13 protein-coding genes and 1 pseudogene are annotated in these 17,595 nt (G+C 40.9%); 9 read left to right on the forward strand and 5 right to left on the reverse strand.

Translation table 11 applies throughout. The features are described 5' to 3' along the window. Positions 1-2: 2 nt before the first annotated feature. The 5 genes from ACP69Y_RS07160 (at position 3) to ACP69Y_RS07180 (ending at position 4,553) form a co-directional block, all read left to right on the forward strand. Positions 3-656: a 3-oxoacid CoA-transferase subunit B gene (locus ACP69Y_RS07160; protein WP_425917413.1), complete on the forward strand. Its 654-nt coding sequence runs from the start codon at positions 3-5 to the stop codon at positions 654-656. Positions 657-815: 159 nt separating this feature from the next. Then, on the forward strand, positions 816-2,021 hold the full coding sequence (gene pcaF / locus ACP69Y_RS07165) for a 3-oxoadipyl-CoA thiolase (RefSeq protein WP_425917415.1): 1,206 nt from the start codon (positions 816-818) through the stop codon (positions 2,019-2,021). A 65-nt stretch (positions 2,022-2,086) separates the two neighbouring features. Further along, positions 2,087-2,863, forward strand: coding sequence for a 3-oxoadipate enol-lactonase (pcaD, locus tag ACP69Y_RS07170; protein WP_425917417.1), 777 nt, complete (start codon positions 2,087-2,089; stop codon positions 2,861-2,863). Positions 2,864-3,014: 151 nt separating this feature from the next. Beyond that, on the forward strand, positions 3,015-3,731 hold the full coding sequence (locus ACP69Y_RS07175) for an SIR2 family NAD-dependent protein deacylase (protein ID WP_425917419.1): 717 nt from the start codon (positions 3,015-3,017) through the stop codon (positions 3,729-3,731). Positions 3,732-3,815: 84 nt separating this feature from the next. After that, complete coding sequence (locus tag ACP69Y_RS07180) at positions 3,816-4,553, forward strand: HAD family hydrolase (protein ID WP_425917642.1); 738 nt, start codon at positions 3,816-3,818, stop codon at positions 4,551-4,553. A 65-nt stretch (positions 4,554-4,618) separates the two neighbouring features. Here ACP69Y_RS07180 and ACP69Y_RS07185 read toward each other — a convergent pair. The 3 genes and pseudogenes from ACP69Y_RS07185 to ACP69Y_RS07195 form a co-directional block, all read right to left on the reverse strand. Further along, positions 4,619-4,762 (reverse strand): annotated as a pseudogene (locus ACP69Y_RS07185) (hypothetical protein); the annotation flags it as partial. A 122-nt stretch (positions 4,763-4,884) separates the two neighbouring features. After that, positions 4,885-6,054, reverse strand: a complete 1,170-nt coding sequence (locus ACP69Y_RS07190; RefSeq protein ID WP_425917421.1) for a thiolase family protein — start codon at positions 6,052-6,054, stop codon at positions 4,885-4,887. 105 nt (positions 6,055-6,159) lie between these two features. After that, the gene (locus ACP69Y_RS07195) at positions 6,160-7,941 is read right to left on the reverse strand and encodes an acyl-CoA dehydrogenase C-terminal domain-containing protein (protein WP_425917423.1); all 1,782 of its coding nucleotides are present in this window, start codon (positions 7,939-7,941) and stop codon (positions 6,160-6,162) included. Between the two features lie 634 nt (positions 7,942-8,575). Here ACP69Y_RS07195 and ACP69Y_RS07200 point away from each other — a divergent pair. After that, positions 8,576-9,187, forward strand: coding sequence for a TetR/AcrR family transcriptional regulator (locus ACP69Y_RS07200; protein WP_425917425.1), 612 nt, complete (start codon positions 8,576-8,578; stop codon positions 9,185-9,187). Positions 9,188-9,206: 19 nt separating this feature from the next. Here ACP69Y_RS07200 and ACP69Y_RS07205 read toward each other — a convergent pair whose 3' ends face one another. Next, positions 9,207-10,148 carry a LysR substrate-binding domain-containing protein gene (locus ACP69Y_RS07205; protein ID WP_425917427.1) on the reverse strand — a complete coding sequence of 314 codons (942 nt, stop codon included), beginning with the start codon at positions 10,146-10,148 and terminating at the stop codon, positions 9,207-9,209. A 297-nt stretch (positions 10,149-10,445) separates the two neighbouring features. Here ACP69Y_RS07205 and ACP69Y_RS07210 point away from each other — a divergent pair, with 297 nt between their 5' ends. Beyond that, on the forward strand, positions 10,446-12,053 hold the full coding sequence (locus ACP69Y_RS07210) for a GMC family oxidoreductase (protein WP_425917429.1): 1,608 nt from the start codon (positions 10,446-10,448) through the stop codon (positions 12,051-12,053). Positions 12,054-12,221: 168 nt separating this feature from the next. Further along, positions 12,222-13,676: a coniferyl aldehyde dehydrogenase gene (locus tag ACP69Y_RS07215; protein WP_425917431.1), complete on the forward strand. Its 1,455-nt coding sequence runs from the start codon at positions 12,222-12,224 to the stop codon at positions 13,674-13,676. A gap of 84 nt (positions 13,677-13,760) precedes the next feature. Here the strand turns inward: ACP69Y_RS07215 and cysK are convergent, their stop codons facing one another. Continuing rightward, positions 13,761-14,759, reverse strand: coding sequence for a cysteine synthase A (gene cysK / locus ACP69Y_RS07220; RefSeq protein WP_425917433.1), 999 nt, complete (start codon positions 14,757-14,759; stop codon positions 13,761-13,763). A gap of 266 nt (positions 14,760-15,025) precedes the next feature. Between cysK and plsB the strand changes: the two genes are divergently transcribed. Further along, positions 15,026-17,527, forward strand: a complete 2,502-nt coding sequence (gene plsB / locus ACP69Y_RS07225) for a glycerol-3-phosphate 1-O-acyltransferase PlsB (RefSeq protein WP_425917435.1) — start codon at positions 15,026-15,028, stop codon at positions 17,525-17,527. Positions 17,528-17,595: the final 68 nt, after the last annotated feature.

A 17,595-nucleotide genomic window follows, 5' to 3' on the forward strand; every position in this document is an offset into this window, starting at 1 on the left:
AAATGAGCTATAGCAAACTATCCCGCGATCAAATTGCAGAGCGTGTGGCACAAGACATTCCCGATGGTGCTTATGTCAACCTGGGCATTGGTTTGCCGACCAAGATTTCCAATTACTTACCAAAAGACAAAGATGTGTTTCTACACTCTGAAAATGGCTTGCTGGCGTTTGGTCCACCACCGGCGAAAGGTGAAGAAGATCCTGAGTTAATTAACGCAGGTAAAGAGTTTGTGACTTTATTACAAGGTGGCGCATATTTCCATCATGGCGACTCGTTCGCGATGATGCGTGGCGGTCACCTGGATATCGCGGTACTGGGTGCCTTCCAGATTGCTGAAAATGGGGATCTGGCCAACTGGCATACCGGTGCACCGAATGCCATTCCTGCTGTCGGCGGTGCCATGGACCTGGCGGTGGGGGCGAAAAAAGTCTTTATCACCACCGATCATGTGACCAAAAAAGGCGAACCGAAAATTGTCGCGGAACTCAGCTACCCGGCCACCGGCCTGAAATGCGTAGACCGCATCTATACCGACCTGTGCGTGATTGACGTGACTGATGAAGGTATGAAAGTGATTGAGAAAGTCGAAGGTCTGTCATTTGAAGAATTGCAGGCTTTGACCGGTGCAAAGCTGATTGATGCGACTCAGGGTTAATACCCTTTAAAGAAATTTTAAATCCCCCTTAATTCCCCTGAGTAAGGCTTAAAGCCGAAGTGCAAGCAGGGAGACTTTATGCCAAAGCTCCAATCATGTTGAAGCCAGCTAAGTCTCTCTCCTTTCAGGAGGGATTAAGGGAGGTAAAAGGATTACACAATGAAAAACGCCTATATTATCGATGCCATTCGTACCCCATTCGGCCGTTATGCCGGGGGTCTGGCACCCGTTCGTGCCGATGACCTCGGTGCACTTCCAATCAAAGCCCTGATGCAGCGTAATCCATCGGTTGACTTTGAAAAAGTAGATGATGTGATTTATGGCTGTGCCAACCAGGCCGGTGAAGACAACCGCAATGTCGGCCGTATGTCGGCACTGCTTGCCGGTGTGCCGTATCAGGTTCCTGCAACGACTGTGAACCGTTTATGTGGCTCATCACTGGATGCGCTAGCGATGGCCGCACGTGCCATTAAAGCCGGTGAAGCAGAGCTGATTATTGCCGGGGGTGTAGAATCCATGTCACGCGCACCATTGGTGATGGGTAAATCCGAAGGCGCTTATGGCCGCAGCCAGAAACTTGAAGACACCACCATGGGTTGGCGTTTTATCAATCCCAAACTGAAAGAGATGTATGGCGTAGAAACCATGCCGCAAACCGCGGAAAACGTGGCGGAACAGTTCAACATCAACCGTGCCGATCAAGACCAGTTTGCGCTGGAAAGCCAGAAGCGTACCGCAGCAGCACAGGCGCGTGGTTTCTTCGACCAGGAAATTATTCCGGTCAGCATTCCACAGCGTAAAGGCGAGCCAGTCGTGGTCGCGACCGATGAACATCCGCGTGCCTCGACCACCCTGGAAGCGCTCACCAAGCTAAAACCGGTGGTGAAAACCGACGGTACGGTGACTGCGGGTAATGCCTCAGGCATTAACGATGGTGCAGCAGCCCTGCTGATCGCTTCGGATGATGCGGTAGAAAAATATGGCTTAAAACCACGAGCCAAGATTATTGGCGCAACCGTGGTCGGTGTCGAACCTCGCATTATGGGCTTTGGCCCTGCGCCTGCAATTAAAAAGCTGCTCAAGCAAACCGGTTTAACGCTTGAGCAGATGGACGTGATTGAACTGAACGAAGCCTTTGCCGCACAAGCCTTGGCGGTGACGCGTGACTTAGGTCTTACCGATGGCTCAGAGAAAGTCAATCCGAATGGTGGCGCGATTGCATTGGGTCATCCGCTTGGCGCATCGGGTGCGCGTTTAGTAACGACTGCCCTGAACCAGCTGGAACAAACCGGCGGTCATTACGCGCTATGTTCGATGTGTATTGGGGTCGGTCAAGGCATCGCTTTAATTATCGAACGTGTTTAATTATTAAATGCTCTTTCCTCCCTCCTTTTGTAAAGGAGGGATCGAGAGAGGATTAGGAAATAAAAATGCCAACTTTTAGCTCTAATGGTGCTCAAATCAATTACCAAACCTTTGGTAATGTCAATAAACCGGCGGTCATCTTTTCAAATTCGCTCGGAACGAATTATGGAATGTGGCAACCTCAGATTAATCATTTTCAAAATGATTTCTTTGTGATCTGTTATGACACACGTGGTCATGGCGCATCCTCGGCTCCACAAGGTCCCTATACGCTTGAGCAATTAGGTCAAGACGTGGTGAACCTGCTTGACCATCTAAACATTGAAAAAGCTGTTTTTTGTGGTATTTCGATGGGTGGCTTAACCGGTCAATGGCTTGCCGTTCACAAGGCCAAGCGTTTTAACCAAGTCATTGTATGCAATACTGCAGCGAAAATTGGTCAGGAACAAGCGTGGAATGAGCGCGCAGCACTGGTACGTGAACAAGGTTTACAGCCTATCGCAGCCACTGCAGCCGGGCGCTGGTTTACTGAATCATTTATTAAAAGCAATGCAGCAGAAGTTGAAAAGTTGCAAAATAGCTTGGCAGCTGGCAGCGCTGAAGGTTATGCAAGTTGTTGTGAAGCTTTAGCAAAAGCAGATTTAAGCGAACAACTCAAAGACATTGCTGTGCCAGTATTGGTTGTAGCAGGTCAGCAAGATCCAGTGACCACAGTTTCTGATGCTCAGTTTATGATTGAACAGATTCCAAACAGTCAAATGTTTGAAATTAATGCCTCGCATATTTCAAATATTGAATGTCCAAATGAGTTCAATCAGGCGGTTCAACAGTTTATTGCTTAATAGAAAAATAACTCAACTAGCCCTCACAACTTTGTGGGGGCTTTTGTTTTATAGCTGCTTAAAAGTAAAATTAAGGTGTTATGTAAAACCTATAAAAACCTGAATAATTTATGATAAGTTTATCTAAATTAAAAACAGCGAAGCGATAGAAATGCCAAAAATCGTGATCTTTTCCGGTGCAGGAATGAGTGCAGAAAGTGGGATTAATACATTTCGTGATCATGATGGACTTTGGGAAAATCACAGGATTGAAGATGTAGCGACACCGGAGGCATGGCAAAGAAATCCAGAGTTGGTGCAACGCTTTTATAATGCACGGCGCAAAAGTGTTTTAGAAGCACAGCCGAATTTAGCCCATCAACTCATTGCCAAAATCCAGGACTTTGCAGAATGTGATGTCATTACCCAAAATATAGATGATTTACATGAACGCGCTGGAAACCGGCATGTACTCCATTTACATGGCAATATTCGCTTGGCCAAAAGCTCTGCGCCGGGTGCCGAGTATTCTGAGACTTTCTATCCCATTCAAGGCTGGGAGTTGAATCTGGAACGCGACGAATGCCCGCAAGGCTATCCGCTGCGTCCACATGTGGTCTGGTTTGGCGAAGCCGTCCCTGCTTATGAACAGGCCATGCAGCTGGTTCAAGATGCCGATATTTTTATCGTCATTGGATCCAGTTTGGTGGTTTACCCAGTTGCCGGACTGATTCATGAAATACCTGAAACATGTGAAGCCTATTATATTGACCCTCAAGCTGATCACCTTCGTGTACCCAAGCAATATCATTTAATTCCTCAAACCGCGACTCAAGGCATGCAACTGCTATTTGACCAGCTTAAAGAACGATTTTCAAATCACCGTTAAAACTGGAAATTTTTTCTACCTAAACCGATATGTATATTCAAACAAGATACAATTCAGCTCATTCAAACAAAATGTCAGATGAAAATGTTTCATGGGAAAAAGTTAATTTGTTTTGATTTAGATGGCACCCTGATTGATTCCGTGGGAATCTGGAATCAAGTCGATGCAACCCTGATTCAGCAATTATCGAAGATTGAGGTAGATTTTCATACCATTCAGCAGCAGCGGGATATCCAGCTGAAAAACTTCAGACAATCTCCTGATCCATATTTGGAATATTGTGGCTATCTCAACGAATTTTATGGTTTTGAATTAACTAAAGCAGAGGTCAAATCACGACGTTATGCCATTTCACGTTATTTTCTTGATCATGTTGTTGAACTCAAACCTCAAGCAAACCAATTGATTCATACACTCAAACAACTAGAAATTAAATTAGCGATTACCACAACCACCAGTTTGTACAATATTCAGCGTTATCAAGACAATAATACTCTCATCAATAGCCAAATTGATTTCGAGAACGATTTTTCACTGATCTTAACCCGAGAAAATGTCGAAAACATTAAACCACATCCAGAAGTCTATTTAACAGCAATTCAGCATTTTGGGTTTAATGCTGACGAATGTTTAATTATTGAAGATTCACTCATTGGTGTGGAAGCAGCAAAACAAGCCGGTATAGAGGTGATTGCCATTTATGACCAATATTCGGCACATGAGTTAGAGGAAATTAAAGCTCAGGCAAATTATTTTGTGCAGGATTATGCCGAGTTATTAAATTCTATCAACGGGATAAAAAATATGCCGCGACTGAACTAAAGCATGGCATCGGCTACCCTCATTCAATTGTTTTACTTTTTATAAATTGAGTTTGAACCCACCAGATTATTGGAAATTTCCTGCGGACGTAGCACAATCTTGTCTTTGCATTGTTCAAAGTTGCTCATGACACGCTTGGCACAAGAGTCAAACAAAGTCATTGAACAACCCGAAGCAAAAGTTATTTTTCTTGAATCAATCAACTCAAAGGCGAGGTTCTAAACCGTTTTTTATTTAAAAAATAGCAACATAAACACAACTTTACCATCATCCTAGCGCACTAGAATCATGGCGTTTACTCTGCTTCTTCATATGTTTATGTTGTATCAGTTTAAATTAACTCAACCGCAATAGCAGTCGCTTCACCACCACCAATACATAATGCTGCAATGCCTTTTTTGCCGCCAGTACGTTGAAGTGCATGAATCAAGGTCACAATAATACGTGAACCTGATGAACCGAGTGGATGTCCAAGTGCACACGCACCACCGTTCACATTGACTTTGGCTTCATCTAAATTAAAAGCATCCATAGCCGCCATGGTCACCATCGCAAAGGCTTCATTAATTTCCCAAAGATCAACTTCAGCAGCAGTCCAGCCGGTTTGCTTTAAGACTTTCTCAATTGCGCCTACCGGAGCAATACTAAATTCAGAAGGATGCTGTGAATGACTGGCATAGGCGAGAACTTTAGCAACAGGTTTAAGGCCACGTTCAGCTGCAATTTCTTCCGAAGTGATCACCAGTGCAGATGCGCCATCACTGATTGAACTGGCATTTGCCGCTGTAATGGTTCCGTCTTTTTTAAACGCGGGACGTAAGGTCGGAATTTTGTCGGCTTTGGCATTCAGAGGTTGCTCATCTTGCTCAACAATTACATCGCCTTTACGGCTAGATACGGTTACAGGCGCAATTTCAGCCTTGAAGTAAGCATGATTAATTGCCGTCACTGCTTTATTTAAAGAGCTGATCGCAAAAGCATCTTGTTGCTCGCGGGTATAACCTTTTTTATCTGCCATTTCTTGTGCAAGTATGCCCATGGAAAGACCTGTTTCAGCATCTTCCAGACCTTCCTGGAACATGTGATCTGTGGTTTTTCCATGTCCCATACGGTAACCACTACGTGCTTTTTCAAGTAGATATGGCGCATTACTCATCGACTCCATCCCCCCGGCAACCACAATTTGTGCAGAACCTGCTTTAACCGCATCGGCCGCTTGCATCACCGCTTTCATACCGGAACCACAAATTTTATTGATGGTGGTCGCACCGGTCGAATCTGGCAAACCGGCTTGACGCATGGCCTGACGCGCTGGACCTTGCTTTAAGCCCGCAGGTAACACACAACCAAAAATCACTTCATCGATATCTGCAGGCTGTAAACCTGAACGTGCAACCACTTCTTTAATGGCCACTGCACCTAAATCGGGTGCTGCACAGGCAGAAAGCGAGCCTTGAAAACCACCCATTGCTGTACGTACACCATTCACAATAACAATCATTTTTTCCATCCTAGTTTATAAATTTTGTTGTTTGAGATGAGCAGAAGATGCTGCCCATCAAATTTCCATCTGTGTTAAATCCAGGTTAAAACCCAAGTGCCGAGCTTAAGATTGAGCAGTGAAGTAATCTTCCGGTAACTGCATCATCAAGTTTGAACCGGCTTTAATTTGGGCAATACGTGCAGTTAAGCCGGGTAACACTTTCTCTGCAAAGTACTGCGCCAAAATAAGTTTGTTTTGATAGAACGCTTCTGTTTTCGCTTGAGCTGCTTGCGAGATTTTCGCAAACATATAGCTAAAGCTCAGTAAGCCCACTGCATGCAAGTAATCCACTGCAACACCATTGGCAAAATCAGGTTCGCCTTTCGCCTGTTGCAAAATAAACTGGGTAATCGTTTCCACTTCATTACACGCCTTTAAAGTCGCGGCTTTAATCGGAAGTGAATCATCTAATATAGCGACAAATTCACGAATTTCAGTGATATATTCCGCCATATTCGCACCATTATTGCGAATGGTTTTACGGCCGATTAAATCCTGCGCTTGTACACCGTTAGTGCCTTCATAAATTTGTGAGATCCGTAGGTCACGAACGCACTGTTCCATGCCCCATTCACGGATATAACCATGACCACCAAACACCATTTGTGACTCAAGCACCGCATTCAATGCGGTATCCGTTAAGTAGGCTTTGGCGATTGGCGTTAACAATGCCACACGGTCATTGGCTTTTTTCACGGCTTCTGCATCGGTAGAGAACTTGGTGATATCCAGTTGCTGACCTACGTATACCGCAAATGCGCGCGATGCTTCATTGTTAGCACGACCGTTAAGCAACATACGACGTACATCACCATGGACCAAAATCGAATCGGCGGGTTTCTCTGGCGATTTCACCCCTGTTGCACTGCGGCCTTGTAGACGGTCTGTCGCATATTGCGCTGCATTTTGATAGGCAAATTCAGATGCGCCTAAACCTTGAATGCCCATCGATAAACGTTCGTAGTTCATCATCACAAACATGGCCGCCAGACCTTCGTTTTCTTTACCGACAAGGAAACCTTTGGCACCATCAAAATTCAATACACAGGTTGCCGAACCTTTAATCCCCATCTTGTGTTCAATAGAACCCGCACCCATGCTATTGCGCTCACCCAATGAACCATCTTCATTCACCAGGAATTTAGGCACGATGAACAATGAAATACCGCGTGAACCTGCAGGTGCATCTGGCGTTTTCGCCAGGACCAGGTGAATAATGTTTGCTGATAGGTCATGCTCACCACTGGTAATAAAGATTTTGGTTCCGGTAATGTCATAAGAACCATCTTTATTGCGTTCAGCTTTGGTTTTAATAATGCCTAAATCGGTTCCTGCATGCGGTTCAGTTAGACACATGGTACCTGACCATTCACCGGTGTAAATTTTAGGTAAATAGGTTTGTTTTTGCTCTTGAGAGGCATAGTTGTTCAATGCCATGCCTGCACCCACAGAAAGTAACGGGTAAAGCATAAACGATGGATTGGTTGCCCAGATCATTTCATCAGCAAGCACAGTCAGCATTTTTGGCATGCCCTGACCACCCCACTCTTCTTCCGCACCCAAGCCAATCCATCCGCCTTCTGCATATTGCTTAAATGCTTCTTTAAAACCTTTTGGCGTCGTTACCACGCCATTATTAAATTGAGCACCACCTTCTTCATCACTTGAACGGTTTAAATCCAGAATGACATTTTTAGAAAATTTTGCCATTTCTTCTAAAATGGCATTGGCCGTTGCCATGTCAATATGGGCTAAGTCTTCATTACCTTGCCAAAAATCTTCAGCCTTAAATACATCATTTAAAATAAAATCCATATCTTTAAGAGGTGCGTTATAAATAGGCATATTGCTTTCCTTGGGTGAAGACTTCGGATTGAAAATTGAAGTGTTTTTTAAGTTGTAAGAACCTAAACTAAAATAACGAGCTTCATTTCAATGTACATCTATTTGAATAAATTTGGGCGTTCAAACCAGTTTTCAATAACCATCAGGAGAAATGGCATTAAGGCAAAAACCGAGTTTGAAGAATCGCCTCATAAGAGTTTTAAGAATTAAAATGCGTTCCACCTGATGTTCACTTGAATGCTTGCTAAACAAAACATCTTTTCTGTAATTGACTTTGAATTAAGCAATTCATCCTAAAATCTCATCTTTAAATGTACGGTTGAAATACGGTTTGATCAGAACATTATTTATTTGCGTTTAATCCGTGATTTTACGTTTCCGCGCAAAAAGACAATAAAATAATTATTGTCCAATTGGAATTTTAATGGCGATTATTGACCTCGAAGGTTCTCATTTATTGACTTTTAATTTTTGCTATGCCATTAAAAGCGATGCAATTGAAAATAGGGGGTTAAAAAAATATCGATTTTAAATATTAAGTTTGGTCCAGACCCGACAATAGTGGAATGGTCATCATAATTTTATTAGTATATGTTGAATGCGCTTTTTTTAATGTCTGCTTAGGACGATTGCAATGAATACAGTACGCCAACAAAATTTTCTATTACGTAAAGAGAAAATTTTAGCCATGGCAGAAACGCTGTTGCTGGACAACAATCAAGATATTACGCTTGGAGAATTAGCCTCTGAACTGGATATTGCCAAAGGTACAATTTATAAGCATTTTAAAAGCAAGAATCAGCTGTATTTAGAATTGATTATCTTGAATGAAAAAAGATTATTAGAAATTTCAAAAAAATATAAAAATAATATTAAAACCTATGTTTCACAGTACATGCTTTACAACATGTTAAATTCCAACCGGACTATTTTATTACATGTCATTGAAGACCGATTAACCAACAACGAAAGAAAATTAAACGAATTATTTGAAGAATTATATCAGGTGCGTGAAGAACGGATTATTGAAATCAAAGACATGACCGATGAATATTTAAAGTCCCTGGATAGCGCCATGTCAATTCGCGATTATTTATCTTATATCTGGACTGTCACCTATGGGGCATCATTATTACTCAATTCAACCCACTATCAAAAATCGATTGGTTCAAGGGAACGTTTAATCAAGTTATATATTAATCAGGCGCTCATGACCCCGGATAAAATCCCTTTAGTAGATGAATAAATCTAATTGATTTAAATCATTATTTTTGTTGCTGAATCATTCCATGCGTTGAACCATCCAGTTCATTCATTTGGCTGAATAATTCATAACACATCTGACGCAGCCATTGATGACTGGTTTTATGATGACAAGACATATGCCAATATTGTTTAACTGCATAGCTTGGAAAAGTAATCGGTGCCTCTAAAATTTGCAAATTACCGCGTGACAATAACACTTTACTTAAATAATAAGGTACCGTCGCAATCGCATCAGTTTCCTGCACCACTAGCCCCACACCTAAATAACTTGGTAAACGCATTAGAATATTACGTTTTAATTCTAAATTATGTAGCTCATTTTCAATATGGTAATGCCCCATTCCCGCATCAATATCGATATGCGACTCACTAATATATTGTTCAGTGCTTAAACTGTCTCCACTCAGCCTTGGATGATCCTTAGAAGCAATCACCACATAATATTGTTCAAATAATTTTTGTTGATAAAAACCATTTTCCAAATTGGGTAAAAAGCCAATGGCTAAATCAATTTCACCATTGGCCATCTGATAACTGGTTTCCGAGGTAATCGCTCGGACATTTAAGCGAATATGCGAGGCATGTTGTTTTAAATATTGTGAAATTTTAGGTAATAACACCAAATGTGAAACATCGGTCATGGCAATGGTAAATTTCTGCTGCGAAGTCGATTGGTCAAAATTAATAGTGAAATTATTAATGATCTCGACCTTGCTCAGCGCCTCACTCACCAAAGGAAAAAGCTGTTTAGACAATTCAGTGGGAACCATCTCATTGCCGATTCTTAAAAAAAGCGGATCGTTATAATGCTGTCTAATTTTATTCAGGATATTACTGACCGTCGGTTGGCTCATCGACAGATATTCTGCTGCAACCGAAACACTTTTATATTTATAAATATAAAGAAAAACACTGAGTAATTTACAGTCAAGCTCAAACACTAATTAAAATCCTACTTGTTTTAATCCATAACAGAGATACATCATCTGCTTTTTTAGTCTTATTTCCAATGCTCATTTATACCGAATATGGTATGAAACTGTAATTAGAGAGGCGGTTAATTATATAAGCATAGATAAAAATAAACCATTTTTTATTTTTGTGAATCAAGCGCTAAACTGTATATCTTTTCGCCTCAGGCTTCAGTAAGATCGATTTAAATGGGTGATGAAAACAATAGAAATATCCCTTAAAACAAAAATGACATTCAAAAATAAATAACAGGAACAAGATCCTCTATGGAAAACCAGATGTTTGACTATATTGTCATTGGTGGCGGCAGTGCCGGCTGCGTTTTGGCCGGACGGTTATCAGAAAATCCAGGAATTTCAGTCTGTTTATTAGAAGCCGGCAGTCATGGCAATACCTGGACGGTAAATACTCCCGCCGCAGCCGTGATCAGCATACCCACCAAAATCAACAATTGGGCCTTTGAAACCGTGCCTCAAAAAGGTCTAAATGGCCGTAAAGGATACCAACCACGCGGTAAATGTTTAGGTGGATCATCTGCCATTAATGCCATGATTTATGTGCGCGGCCATCAAAAAGATTATGACCAGTGGGCGGAACTCGGTAATCAAGGTTGGAGTTATCAGGAGGTTCTACCCTACTTCATTCGTTCGGAAAACAATCACGATATTCGAAATGAATATCATGGCAATACCGGGCCTTTATCAGTATCGAATTTGCGCACCGACAGTCCATGGCATGAACGTTATATCACTGCCGCGAAAGAACAAGGTTATAAAATTCTAAATGACTTTAATGGAGCCGAACAAGAAGGCTTAGGCGTGTATCAGGTCACGCATATTAATGGCGAGCGCTGTAGTGCGGCGCGTGCCTATTTATTTCCGCATTTGGAACGCCCTAATCTGACCATTTATACCCATGCCTCTACACAGCGCATTTTAATTGAAAATCAGGTTGCAGTTGGGGTCGAGGTTAAACATGGAGGGCAACTTAAACAGCTGCGTGCCCATAAAGAAGTGCTGTTAAGCGCAGGTGCGATGCATTCGCCGCAAATTTTAATGCTCTCCGGCATTGGCGATGAACAGAAACTGGTCGAGCATGATATTGCCGTGACCAAACACCTGCCCGGTGTCGGTAAAAATTTCCACGATCATCCTGATTTTATTTTTAGTTATACCGTTAGTGATATTGCGGGTACTTTTGGCGTTTCACTGGCCGGTACAATTGACTTGATGAAGCAAATTTCACGCTATCGTAAAGAACGCCGTGGCATGCTCAGTACCAATTTTGCCGAGTGTGGCGGCTTTTTAAAAAGTTCAGCAGATAAAGAGATTCCCAATTTGCAGCTGCATTTTGTTGTGGCCTTGGTCGATAACCATGCGCGCACTTTCCATGCCAGTCACGGTATTTCCTGTCATGTCTGCCTGCTGAATCCAAAAAGTCGCGGTAGCATTCAAATCAGTGGCCCCAGCATTGAAGATCCCCTACTGATTGACCCGAATTTCTTTGATCATGAAGAGGATATTGAAGATATGGTCAATGCCTATAAATTAACGCAACAACTGATGCATTCGCCGGCATTGAAAATGCTGCATAAAAAAGATCTGTTTTGTGCTTCGGTCAAAACCGATGACGAAATCCGGCATATTTTGCGTGAACGTGCGGATACGGTGTATCACCCTGTCGGCAGTTGTAAAATGGGCGTTGATGAAATGGCCGTGGTTGATCCGCAGCTTTGTGTCTATGGCATTGAAAATTTACGTGTGGTGGATGCCTCAATCATGCCGAATGTGGTGAATGGCAATACCAATGCGCCGACTATCATGATTGCTGAAAAAGCGGTGGATATGATACGCGCCAAACAGTTACATGCTTAATTTCAAAGATAAGCGCATCATTCTCAGTTCACTCATAGTGACTTGAGGATAGATTTGAACCTGTTATGTAATATTTTAAAAAGATTTAAAAATATAACAAAGTGAGAATAACGGAATGATATTGAAAAATTCAAGTTACTCTCTTACTACTGGCAAAGGATATGTAAGATGTTGAATCATAAAATGGATCAAAGTACAGATCAAAGTACAGATCAAAGTACAGATCAAAGTATCTTGATCGAATTACAACTATTATTCGAGAAGCAAAAACAGGCATTTACTGAAAACAGTTACCCGAGTTTGGAGCAGCGTAGACAGCAGCTTAAAACTTTGCAGCAATTGATTCTGCAAAATAAAACCCAGATCAATGAGGCAATTAGTCAGGACTTTTCTAACCGAAGTCATTCTGAAACCGAAATGTTCGAGGTCATGACCAGTGTGCTCGGCATTAAATATGCCTTAAAAAATTTGAAAAAATGGATGCGTCCAAGCAAACGTCATATTGGTATTCTTTTCCAACCTGCGACAGGTTATGTCTTGTATCAACCGGTTGGTGTAGTGGGTATCGTGGTCCCGTGGAATTACCCGCTGTTTTTAGCCATCGGCCCACTCTGCCAAGCCCTTGCGGCGGGTAATCGGGTGATGTTGAAAATGAGTGAATATACTCCTGGATTTTCTGCCCTGTTTAAGCAAATGATTGCTCAAGCCTTTCCTGAAGATTTGGTATGTGTGGTCAATGGTGATGCAGAAGTTGCGCAGCAATTTACCCAATTGCCTTTTAATCACATCTTATTTACCGGTGCCAGTGAAGTCGGTAAACATGTGATGCGTGCAGCTGCCAACAACCTTACGCCAGTGACCTTGGAACTTGGAGGAAAGTCTCCAGCGTTGGTCTTGGCCGATGCCAATATTCGTGAAAGTGCACGGCGAATTGCTTTTGGCAAAGCCATGAATGCCGGACAAACCTGTGTGGCGCCCGATTATGTGCTGATTCCTGCACACTTAGAGGCCCAGTTTATTGAAGATTACTCGACAGCCATTCAGGAATTTTTCCCGACACTAGACAATAATCCGGATTACACCGCCATTATTAATGAGCGGCAGCTCAACCGCCTAAATCGCTATATTGAGGATGCAACTGCAAAAAATGCGACTGTTAATGTCATTACTGACACATCTTCAGGACGACGTTTAGCACATTATGTTCTAAGCAATGTCACAGATGATATGCAGGTGATGCAAAATGAAATTTTCGGTCCCTTATTGCCGATCGTGACTTATCAACAGCTCGATGAAGCGATTGACTACATTAATCAAAGACCGCGTCCTTTGGCTTTATATTATTTTGGTTATAACAAACAAGATCAGCAAAAAGTACTCATGCAAACTCACAGTGGCGGTGTTTGCCTCAATGAAACCTTGGTTCATGTCGGACAGGAAGATCTGCCTTTCGGCGGTGTGGGTCCATCGGGAATGGGTCATTATCATGGCTATGAAGGTTTTGTCACCTTTAGTCATGCGAAAGCCGTGTTTAACCGACCGAAATTTAGTTTGATGTATTTGTTCTATCCGCCTTATGGCACATTTATTCAGAAACTGATTTTAAAACTGTTTATCCGTTAAGATTTTGTGATTCATACAGACTGAATAAAAAAGGCTGAAGATCAACCTTCAGCCTTTTTTTATTCTCAGAAAATTCGTGCCACATTAATCGGCAGAAATATCTTCAAATAAAACAGACGATAAATAACGTTCACCGGCATCCGGTAAAATCACCACAATGGTTTTTCCGGCATTTTCAGGACGTGCTGCCAGTTGAGCTGCTGCTGCCATTGCAGCACCACTTGAAATACCCACTAAAATACCTTCATGAGTCGCTGTTTTACGCGCCCATTCAATGGCTGCTGAGCTGTCAATCGCAATAACTTCATCAACTAAATCTAAATCCAGATTTTTTGGAATAAAGTTTGCACCAATACCCTGGATTTTATGCGGCCCCGGAGTCAGCGCTTCACCACGTTTGGTTTGTCCAATAATGGGCGATTCAGCCGGTTCAACAGCAACCGAATAAAGCGCTTGATTTTTCACTTGCTCAAAATAACGTGAAATACCGGAAATGGTACCGCCTGTTCCTACGCCAGAAACTAAAATATCAACCTTACCGCCAGTTGCTTCCCAAATTTCAGGACCTGTGGTCTGTTCATGAATTTTAGGGTTGGCCGGGTTTTCAAATTGTTGCGGCAAATAATACAGTTCCGGTTGTTCAGTGGCTAAACGAACGGCTTCATCCACTGCACCTTTCATGCCTTTTGCAGGTTCAGTCAGTACCAGATTTGCACCAAATGCTTTTAACACTTTACGACGTTCAACACTCATACTTGCAGGCATGGTTAACGTGATGTCATAACCTTTTGCCGCAGCTACGAATGCCAATGCAATCCCGGTATTACCACTGGTCGGCTCTACAATATGCATGCCGGGTTTAAGCAAACCTTTTTCTTCAGCATCTGCAATTAAAGCGGCACCAATACGACATTTCACTGAAAATGCAGGATTACGGCTTTCAATTTTAGCCAGTACCGTGGCAGGTGAAGAAATTAAACGGTTAATGCGAATTAAGGGGGTGTTGCCAATAGATTCAGCATTATTACTATAAACCGCTATGCCTAAATTATTTGGTGTTGGAAATGCAGAATCTGTACTCATTTTAACTCCTTGAGCGATTTTTTGATTTTAAAACCATGCATTCATCATAAGCCATTTAGACCGGGAAGATAAGTTTTTCTATTCCATTTTTTTCGTCTTAACTGCCTGTTTGAGCCTAGAAAATAAAGATTTTTTCACAGCATCTCAGCTTGGTTTTTCTTAAGTCGTTACAACTTAAATGACTTATTTGTCATCAATAAGATTTGTATTTATCGTTGTTATTGCACACAATATCCAGCAAATGAAAACTGATTTTAGGGAAGCAAATGTCTAATAAGGGTTATAGCCGATTTTATCGACAATTTACGCAGAAAATCCTTGATAAAATCGTGACTCCTCAGGTCTTAGGCAATACTGAAGAATTAGAAAAAAATATAAAAGATAAACTCGATAAAAAATTAATTTGTTATGTATTACAAGATGCCTCACTCAGTAATACAGTATTAATCGACACTGAAGCAAAAGCGCGCAAACTGCCATCAGTTTTTGCGCCATTAATGATTCAGAAATTTAAAGAAGATGACTCGATACTGGCTCTAAATGTACCCAGTTCAAAAAATGAGGCTTATCATTATTCTGCCAAACTGATTCGCCTGATTGAAGTTTTAGAAAAATATCCTGAATACGATATTGAACTGGTTCCGGTGACGGTATTATGGGGTCGTTCACCTGAATATGAAGATTCCTGGTTTAAGGCTTTATTTTCCGATGCATGGTCTACCCCATCCAAATTAAAACAGGCCCTGAATATTTCATTATATAGTCGTGATAACTATATTGAATTTCATAAGCCAATTTCACTTAAATCCGCCATTCAAAAAGCCAAAATTGAGCATCCTAACTTTTCTCCAGCCCATTCCATTGTTAAAGAACTCAATACCAGTTTTAATAAACATAAAGAAGCGATTTTAGGTCCCGATTTATCCGACCGTCGCAACCTCATTAATAAATTAATGAAGACTGAAGCGGTGCAAGATGCCATTCGCAAAGAAAGTATTGATCATAAAATTAGTATGTTTGAAGCGGAAAATCGTGCCAAAGGCTATTTAACCGAAGTGGTTTCTGATTTTTCATATTCAACCTTACGTTTTGCTGAACTGGCCCTGACCAAATTATGGACACAACTCTACGATGGTATTGAAGTACATAATTTCGATACGGTACGTGAGTTAGCCAAGGATTATGAGATCGTCTATACGCCCTGCCATCGCAGTCACATCGATTATTTACTGCTTTCTTATGTGATTTTTAACCGTGGCCTCATGGTTCCACATATTGCTGCAGGGATTAATTTAAACCTGCCTATTGTGGGTCAAATCATGCGTGGCGGCGGTGCCTATTTTATTCGCCGTACCTTTAGTGGTAATGAACTTTACACTTCAGTATTTAAAGAATATTTACACAGCCTTTTATCGCGTAACACGCCTTTGGAATACTTTATTGAAGGTGGCCGTTCACGAACGGGATTATTGTTGCCACCTAAAAAAGGCATGCTGTCAATGACAGTACAAAGTCATTTACGCGGCGCGACCAAACCGATTGCTTTTATTCCGACCTATTTTGGTTATGAAAAGCTTATGGAAGGTACTTCTTACTTAAATGAACTGAATGGCAAACCGAAGGAAGCCGAATCGATCTGGGGTATTTTAAGTTCAGCACGTAAAATTGAAAAAGTTTTTGGACAGGTTCATGTTAATTTTGGCGAACCCATTTTTCTGGATAAAATTTTAACCGCTAATCAAGCCGATCAAATTAAATTAAATATTGATGATGAATTACCTCAACCTGTGGTTCAAACTGTCAATCAGGTCGCAAATTCTATTTTAGAAAATATTAATAAAGCAGTGGTGGTTAATCCTATTTCATTGATCTCACTGATTTTACTTAATGTTAAAAATCATGCTTTAAGTGAACATGATTTAATCTCACAAATTGATCAATATCGTCAGTTATTAAATGACACCAAGTACGATCAAAGAATGATGATGACAGAATTATCCAGCACTGAAATTATTCAATATGCTCAAAAATTAAAACAAGTTGAAATTTTTAGTCAAAATAATGAAAACTGGATTCGTGTGGCGGAAAGTCAAAAAATCCTGTTAAGTTATTTTAGTAATAATATTCTGCATTGTTTTATTTTTCCTGCATTAATCGCAATGCTGATTCAATCTTATAAAAAAATCTCACGTCATTATTTAATCGATAACGTCAAAAATATGTATCCCTATTTTAAAGAAGAGTTTTTCTTAAAATGGAATATCGATGAACTAGAAAATGAAATTGGATTAATTATAAATAGTTTAGAACAGTTGGGCTGGATTTTTCAGCAAGACAATACGGTATCCATTGCATTAGATGAACAGATGCAAAATAAGCTGTTATCACTTGCTCATCTATCAAGTTCTAGCCTGAATAACATGATCATGATTTCAGGTTTACTTAAGCAATATGCTCCGACTCAAACGCTTACCATGAAAGAGTTGGAGAAAATGGGCAAAGCAGTATTGCAAAAACTTTTCCAGGCTCAAAAAATTCAATCGGGTTATTATTTTGACAGTGCAACCTTAAAAAACTTTATTTCAATACTGAACCAGAACAGTTTATTAAACACTCAAGATAGTCATTTTGTTATCAGTGATGATTTTGAAGAAAAAATGTCGGCTATTTTCAATTGGTATGACCCTGATACGCGTCAGGCCATAATTGAAAATCTTCATTTTAATGAAAAAGAATTAAAAGGATTTAAACAAGCGAATAAAAAATAAATTATTCATATCCTGCATCAAAATAAGGCATTTAACTTAATTTAAATGCCTTATTTTATTGATATAAG

The sequence above is a fragment of the Acinetobacter sp. TSRC1-2 genome (genome assembly GCF_049895885.1).
Taxonomy (GTDB): domain Bacteria; phylum Pseudomonadota; class Gammaproteobacteria; order Pseudomonadales; family Moraxellaceae; genus Acinetobacter.